Origin of the sequence: Shewanella sp. 11B5, from assembly GCF_002836795.1 — a bacterium.
Taxonomy (GTDB): Bacteria; Pseudomonadota; Gammaproteobacteria; order Enterobacterales; family Shewanellaceae; genus Shewanella; species Shewanella frigidimarina.
The window spans coordinates 1-8,195 of the sequence record NZ_PJAP01000363.1 but is presented as its reverse complement, the minus strand read 5'-3'; the positions used below and the strand labels follow the sequence as shown (position 1 = coordinate 8,195).

Below are 8,195 nucleotides of genomic sequence, written 5' to 3'. Positions count from 1 at the left end.
AAAATTCGCCTTAGTTAAATTTGTATGACTAAATTGGCTTAAATTAAAGTCGGTCAAACGCAAATCTGCTTTACTTAAATTAGTTTCTCTAAAGTCGACATCATGGGCGCGGCAACCAACAAGTGAAAGCTCGGGTAAATGCAGAGCATAAAAATTACTGCCATCGAGCAAACTTCTTTCAAACTTAATCGTGGTTTGAGTCATAAACTGTGGCCACTGAGCTTTAGTCCAATCAATACCTATGGCTTTACAGTCGCTAAAAGTAACGTCATCAAACTCTGTAGCAACCACTGACATTACACTTAAATTACATTGGCTAAAAACACACTCAATAAAATGGCAATGATAGAAATCACTTTGACTAAAATCACATTGGTTAAAATGGCAGCGCTCAAAAGTAATATGTTTGAACTGTAATGCCACGACTTTGATCGAATCGAATAAGTCATCGCCGTAGTGTGATAACACAAACAATTCACTAGTTGCCTTATGACCCATAACTTATATTCCTTTATAAACAAAAAGACCTAGACGTGAGCCTAGGTCTTTTTTGTATTTCATCTACTGCGACGACTTAATTAGTCGGCCACTGGATACTCAATTTCAGCATCAGCTTTAAGTGAGGCAACCACGGCACGATAATCAGCTTCGCTGTATTGAGGTGCTATACGCTGTTTAAGCGTATTGATCAGGTTGTCATTAATGCCTTCAGCTTTATTAACTTTATCCACCACAATAACCGCATAACCCGTCGCTAATGCTGCAGTATCAATTGTGACACTATTTTCAGCAGGAGCAGCAATCTTGAAGGCTTTGTTGGTGATAGCTTGGTCAATATCCTGATTAAAGCGACCTAATTTAGCTAACGTCGTCAATGAAGCACCTGTTAGCGTGTCATTTCCCGCTTTTAACTGAGCCATATATTCAGCAGCTTTGTCGCGAGCACCGTCATTTGCTTTATCTTGCTTCAAACGCTCAACAATACCTGCTTTGACTTCATCAAAGCTCATGACGCCAGCTGTTTGATGCTTTTTCATGCGGATAACCACTACATGGTTTGGCGCAAGTTCAATCACATCGCTGTTCAAACCACTTGCTAACACTTGGTCAGAAAATGCAGCTTTGATAAACTCAGGATTGTTAAATTTAGCTGGTACGTCATCACGCGAGAATAACTGCGTTGATTGTACTTTTGCATTAACTGCTTGCGCAGTTTCAGCTAAAGTATCAGGGATTTCGTAACTAGTATCAGCTAACTTAGTTTGTAAGCTATAAAACACATCTAAGGCTTTCTTTTCTTGTAGCTGAGCAACAATTTTCGCTTTAACATTTTCAAAAGCGGTTGCTTGGCTAGCTTGTAAATCAAGCAGCTTAATAATGTGGTAACCAAATTCACTTTTCACAATTGACGAGACTTGATCTTTTTGCAGTCCAAAAAGTGCTTCATCAAATGCAGGATCCATTACACCTTGTTCAAACCAATCTAACTTACCACCCTGTTGGGCACTAAGTTGATCATCAGAATCAGCTTTTGCTACATCAGCAAAATCTTCACCCGCTGTTAACTTGGCTTCAATGGCGTCAGCTTTAGCTTTATCTGCACTGTCATCATCAGTTGCGGCGACAAAAATATGCGCAGCAAGGCGTTTTTCAGCCGTTTGATATTGTGCTTTATTCTCTTCGTAATAAGTTTTCACTTCTTCATCAGAGGTTTCGCTGCTTTTAGCCATGTCAGCAACATTCAGTTCAACATACTCAAGGCTGACTTTTTCAGGACTCATGTATTGCGAAATATTAGCATCATAATAGCTTTGAGCTTCTTCGTCTGCGACTGACACTGTTGATAAAAACGGTGTTGAGTCGACGACTAAGTAGCGAATATCACGGGTTTGGCCTTGAACTTCTGCAAGCTGTTTAGCTTCGCCATCAAGAACAAACTCACTACCAACAAGCGCGTTTAATAACTGACGACGAGTCATATCTACACGCATCATGTTTCTAAAGCTTGTGGTTTGATAACCTAGTTGACGCAGTACCGCAAGGTAGCGTTCATTATCAAATTGACCGTCAGTTTGAAATGCAGGCTCTTCGATAATCGCTTTCTTGATTTGCTCATCTGATACACGTAGGCCCAATTTGTTGGCTGCCTGATCGATGAGTTTATCGGCAATTAAACGGTCCAATACACCTTGCTTAATTCCGTTCATGTAAGAGTCGTCAGCCGCTAATGCAGTAAACATTTCGCCTAGCTGTTGCTCAATACGCGAGCGTTCATTTTGAAAAGCCTGTTCAAGTTCGTTGGCGCCAATTTCGTCACCATTAACAACTGCAGCAGGTACACCCGTGTTAGAGCCTAAATAACTGCTCACACCGGCAAAAGCAAAAGAAAGTATCACAAGTACTAGAATTGTTTTAGCAACAATCCCCTGTGATCCTTCACGAATTTTTTCTAACATCTGAATTCTCGCTTGTTGCGATTAATAAAATAAAAAGGCGCATCACCTTGTGGATGCGCCTTATTGTAAATTATATGGAGTTATCAGACGCTACCACGGGTATGACCCAATACTCCCAATATGTATTATGCCTTGCATAACAATATTGCTTTTCGTAAAAAGCACCGCCTAAGCAGTGCTTGTATTACGAATGCCTTACAAAGGCCACGTTATTAACTACGAGTTAACAGCGTCTTTTAGCGCTTTGCCAGCTTTGAACGCTGGAATGTTCGCAGCAGCAATTTTAATTTCTTTACCCGTTTGTGGGTTACGGCCAGTACGTTCAGCACGTTGACGTACTTCAAATGTACCAAAACCAACTAGAGAAATCTTATCGCCATCTTTAAGACCTTCTGTCACAGCAGCGATAAAAGAATCTAGTGCGCGGCCTGCAGCAGCTTTAGAAATATCAGCACCAGATGCGATTTTCTCGATTAGTTCAGATTTGTTCATGTCATCCCCTTGAATGTTATTGTCGCGCCGCAACCAAATCTATGTTTAGAGCGGTCTGCGGAGGCTTTATTTTATAAGCTTGATAACACACCAAACTTAGTACGAAAACCAAAAAATGAAATTGGATACTGCTCAACGCCAGATGCCCCAAGGGCTTGGTGCGTCTGACTATCCACAAACCTAGGCTACCACAGGTCAGCGTTTTGTTAAGCCCCTTTTTTCATTTTTTTCATGCTCTACAGCAATTTTTTAACTAACAAGCTATTTTTTAACCACTTCAAAGCCTTCAACTGGTCGCTCAAGCGCCAATTTCAACACTTCATCTATCCAACGCACTGGATGAATGATTAAATCAGCAATCACATTTGCAGGAATCTCTTCCAGATCGCGTTCATTTTCTTGAGGAATTAATACATGTTTAATTCCACCGCGATGGGCTGCTAATAGCTTCTCTTTCAAACCACCAATGGGTAATACTTCACCACGTAAAGTAATTTCACCGGTCATTGCCACATCACTGCGCACAGGGTTACCCGTTAAGCTAGACACTAACGCAGTACACATTGCTGCGCCGGCTGAAGGACCGTCTTTTGGCGTAGCACCTTCTGGCACATGCACATGGATATCTCGTTTCTCATAAAAATCATTGTTAATACCAAGATTTTCAGCACGAGCACGTACCACTGTCATTGCAGCTTGAATCGATTCTTTCATCACATCGCCCAGCGAACCGGTATAGGTCAGTTTACCTTTACCTGCGACTGAGGTGGCTTCGATTGTTAATAAATCGCCGCCTACTTGAGTCCATGCAAGACCGGTCACTTGACCGATTTGGTTATTTGATTCGGCTTTGCCAAAATCAAAACGTTGCACACCAAGGAATGACTTTAAATTTTCCTGGTTAACTTCAACCACTTTGACCGTTTTATCAAGCAGGATATGCTTAACCACTTTACGACAAATCTTCGACAATTCACGTTCTAATGAACGCACGCCCGCTTCACGAGTGTAATAGCGAATAATGCCTAAAATAGCGCTGTCATCAACCTTGATTTCTTTTTCTTTAAGACCGTTACGTTCAATTTGCTTAGTCAGTAAATGCTTCTTAGCAATATTGAGTTTTTCATCTTCGGTATAACCCGATAAACGAATAACTTCCATACGGTCAAGTAAAGGGCCTGGAATATCCATTGAGTTTGACGTAGCAACGAACATCACATCTGATAAGTCATAATCAACTTCAAGATAATGATCGTTAAAGGTCGCATTCTGTTCAGGATCGAGTACTTCTAATAATGCTGATGATGGGTCACCACGCATATCAGAACTCATCTTGTCGATTTCATCGAGCAAGAACAATGGGTTTTTAACGCCCACTTTAGCCATCTTTTGAATGACTTTACCTGGCATAGAACCAATATAAGTACGACGATGACCACGAATTTCCGCTTCATCACGTACGCCGCCTAATGCAACACGAATATACTTACGACCGGTTGCTTTAGCAATCGACTGGCCCAATGAGGTTTTACCTACACCTGGAGGTCCTACTAAACACAAAATAGGCCCTTTAAGCTGCTTAACTCGGCTTTGAACCGCTAAATACTCAAGAATACGTTCTTTGACTTTTTCAAGCCCATGATGATCGGTGTCGAGTACTTCTTGCGCTTTGGCCAAATCACGCTTTATTTTAGAGCGTTGTTTCCAAGGTACCGCTGTCATCCAGTCTACATAGCTGCGCACAACCGTCGCTTCTGCTGACATAGGTGACATCATTTTGAGTTTGTTTAACTCAGCAGTGGCTTTTTCTTTGGCGTCGCTTGGCATGCCAGCTTCTTCAATCTTACGCGCCAACACTTCAAATTCGTCATGACTTTCGTCAATATCGCCTAGCTCTTTTTGAATGGCTTTCATTTGCTCATTCAAATAGTATTCGCGCTGACTTTTTTCCATCTGTTTTTTAACACGAGTACGGATTCGTTTTTCGACATGAAGCAAGTCAATTTCCGATTCCATCATCGCCATTAAATATTCCAGACGCTCACCGACATTGATCATCTCAAGGACAGATTGTTTGTCTTCAAGCTTCAATGGCATATGTGCGGCCATGGTATCAGCCAAACGAGCGGCTTCATCAATGCCCGACAATGAAGTTAATACTTCAGGTGGGATTTTTTTATTTAACTTGATGTAGCCTTCAAATTGACCAATAGCACTGCGAACCAACACCTCCTCTTCTTTTTCACTTAACTCTTGTGACTCGAGGTATTCAGCTGTGGCGGCAAAGAATTCTTCTTCTTGGGTGTATTTCTTGATTTTGGCACGCTGGCCACCTTCAACTAATACTTTTACCGTGCCATCAGGTAATTTAAGCAATTGTAAAATAGAGGCAACGGTACCAATATCGAAAATATCGTCTTTGGTAGGTTCGTCAAGATCAGCATCTCGCTGAGCGACTAATAAAATTTGCTTGTCTTGTTCCATTGCCGATTCTAGGCAACGAATAGATTTTTCCCGTCCCACGAATAGCGGAATTACCATATGCGGGTAAACTACCACATCTCGCAGTGGTAATACGGGGAGTTCGATATGCGCTTCACGCTCTTTAGTCATGGCTCGATTCCGTTTAATGAAATTGACTTATTACTGAGTATATTGGGGTGATGTTATCAGTTTCAATGGCTAATACGAAAAAAGGAGCCCAATGGACTCCTTATTTTTCAACTTCCTGACTATCAGTGCAATTATTGCTCGCCTGAAGCAGCCTGTGTCTCAGTGTTTTCATAAATCAAAATAGGGGCTGACTCGCCTTTCACTACTGATTCATCAACAACAGCTTTAATCACGCCTTGTGTCGACGGAATATCATACATTGTATCAAGCAAGATGCTTTCAACAATAGAACGTAATCCACGAGCACCGGTTTTACGTGACATTGCTTTTTGAGCGATGGCTTGTAATGCATCATCACGGAATTCAAGTTCGACATCTTCCATCTCAAATAATGCACTATATTGCTTAGTTAATGCGTTTTTAGGTTCAGATAGAATTTGTACTAATGCAGCTTCATCTAACTCAGTTAGCGTAGCAACGACAGGTAAACGACCAATAAACTCAGGGATTAAACCAAACTTCACTAAATCACCAGGCTCTACTTGGCTAAGAATTTGTGAAATAGTCGCTTTATCCGCTTCGCCTTTTACTTCTGCACCAAAGCCAATTCCGGTTCCAGTGTGTGCACGTTGCTCAATGACTTTTTCAAGTCCAGCAAACGCACCACCACAGATGAACAGAATTTTAGAGGTATCCACTTGCAAGAATTCTTGTTGTGGATGCTTACGTCCGCCCTGTGGAGGAACAGAAGCAACGGTGCCTTCAATTAACTTAAGCAGCGCCTGCTGAACACCTTCACCCGATACATCACGAGTAATTGAAGGATTGTCAGATTTACGACTGATTTTGTCAATTTCATCAATATAGACGATACCGCGTTCCGCTTTCTCAACGTCGTAATCACATTTTTGCAGTAGCTTCTGAATGATGTTTTCAACATCTTCACCCACATAACCTGCTTCGGTTAGTGTGGTTGCATCTGCCATAGCAAAAGGAACATTAAGTGAGCGAGCCAACGTTTCAGCCAATAGAGTTTTACCACTACCGGTTGGGCCTAATAGTAAAATGTTACTTTTACCTAGCTCTACACCATCTTTGATAGCGCCATTACGTAAACGCTTATAATGATTGTATACCGCTACGGCTAACACTTTCTTAGCCTGATCCTGACCGATTACGTAGTCATCAAGATGCTTGCGTAACTCATGCGGTGTCGGCAATTTGTCTTCATCACGTTTAGGTGAAATCTCTTTGATTTCTTCACGGATAATGTCATTACATAAATCAACACATTCGTCACATACATAAACTGATGGACCAGCAATGAGTTTTCTGACTTCATGCTGACTTTTTCCGCAAAAAGAGCAGTACAGCAGTTTGCCGCTGTCACCGTTATTTTTGTTATCGCCCATTATTCTACCTCTGTTTACAACTTAGGTTGAACCTAAGCCCTGCTTGTAGATACTTATCATAACCACATTGATGACTGAACGCCTTTCAATACAGAATACCTGAAAGTATCTAGAAAATCAGCTACCAGTTTTAGCCGCGACTAGTGAGTAATGAATCGACAATACCATACTCAACAGCTTGAGTAGCACTCATGAAGTTATCACGGTCGGTATCGCGTTCAATAATATCTAAAGGCTGGCCAGTATGTTCCGCTAACATTTGGTTTAATTTATTTTTAATACCAAGAATTTCTTTTGCATGAATTGCTATGTCTGATGCTTGACCTTGGAAGCCACCTAATGGCTGATGGATCATCACACGAGAGTTAGGTAAGCAATGACGTTTACCTTTAGCACCACCAGCTAGCAAAAATGCGCCCATACTCGCAGCTTGACCCATACATACGGTACTCACATTAGGCTTAATGAACTGCATTGTGTCATAAATAGCCATGCCAGCTGTGACAGAGCCACCAGGTGAGTTAATGTACAAATATATATCTTTATCTGGGCTTTCAGACTCAAGGAATAATAATTGAGCAACAATGAGGTTAGCCATGTGTTCTTCTACCTGGCCAACTAAAAAGATCACTCGCTCTTTTAATAGGCGAGAGTAGATATCATAAGAACGTTCACCTTTCGCTGTTTGTTCAACAACCATTGGAACAAGAGCGTTGAGTACTGATTCTGGTGCATTATGCATTATTCATTTCCCTAAAATAAAAATGGCCCGCATGAGGAACCTCATACGAGCCATTATAAATGGCGAACGACCTGTTAAGTCAAGCTTAGCTTACGCTCGTCCGGTAGCCTTGTTCATAAATTCTTCAAAAGCAACGTCTTTAACGGTTACTTTTGATGATTTTAACAATGCTTCCACCGCTTGCTCTTCAAGCGCTACGTTGCGCATGTTTTGCATGAGTTCTTTGTTTGAGTTGTAGTATGAAACAACTTCAGATGGATCTTCATACGCTGAAGCCATAGATTCGATCAATGTATTAACACGATCATCTTCTGCTTTTAGCTCGTTTGTCTTGATCACTTCGCCTAATAGCAAACCAATTTTAACACGACGCTCAGCTTGTTCAGTGAAAAGTTCAGCCGGAAGTTCAGGCATATTTTCAGTTTGACCACCAAAACGCTGCATAGCTTGTTGACGAAGTACATTCACTTCACCCTCAAC

At 41.3% G+C, this 8,195-nt stretch carries 6 protein-coding genes and 1 pseudogene; all 7 read right to left on the bottom strand.

Annotated features, from left to right (window positions below; all coding sequences use genetic code 11):
* The coding region (locus tag CXF78_RS08085) for a pentapeptide repeat-containing protein (RefSeq protein WP_102036475.1) at positions 1–498 on the bottom strand (498 nt) is incomplete at its 3' end.
* A gap of 80 nt (positions 499–578) precedes the next feature.
* The gene (locus tag CXF78_RS08080) at positions 579–2,456 is read right to left on the bottom strand and encodes a SurA N-terminal domain-containing protein (protein WP_102036474.1); all 1,878 of its coding nucleotides are present in this window, start codon (positions 2,454–2,456) and stop codon (positions 579–581) included.
* Positions 2,457–2,672: 216 nt separating this feature from the next.
* Positions 2,673–2,948 carry a nucleoid-associated protein HU-beta gene (hupB, locus tag CXF78_RS08075; RefSeq protein ID WP_011638043.1) on the bottom strand — a complete coding sequence of 92 codons (276 nt, stop codon included), beginning with the start codon at positions 2,946–2,948 and terminating at the stop codon, positions 2,673–2,675.
* Positions 2,949–3,209: 261 nt separating this feature from the next.
* Complete coding sequence (gene lon, locus CXF78_RS08070; RefSeq protein ID WP_102036473.1) at positions 3,210–5,561, bottom strand: endopeptidase La; 2,352 nt, start codon at positions 5,559–5,561, stop codon at positions 3,210–3,212.
* Between the two features lie 131 nt (positions 5,562–5,692).
* Positions 5,693–6,973: an ATP-dependent protease ATP-binding subunit ClpX gene (clpX, locus tag CXF78_RS08065; RefSeq protein WP_011638045.1), complete on the bottom strand. Its 1,281-nt coding sequence runs from the start codon at positions 6,971–6,973 to the stop codon at positions 5,693–5,695.
* 130 nt (positions 6,974–7,103) lie between these two features.
* Positions 7,104–7,715, bottom strand: coding sequence for an ATP-dependent Clp endopeptidase proteolytic subunit ClpP (clpP, locus tag CXF78_RS08060; protein WP_011638046.1), 612 nt, complete (start codon positions 7,713–7,715; stop codon positions 7,104–7,106).
* Between the two features lie 90 nt (positions 7,716–7,805).
* Positions 7,806–8,195 (bottom strand): annotated as a pseudogene (locus CXF78_RS08055) (trigger factor); the annotation flags it as partial.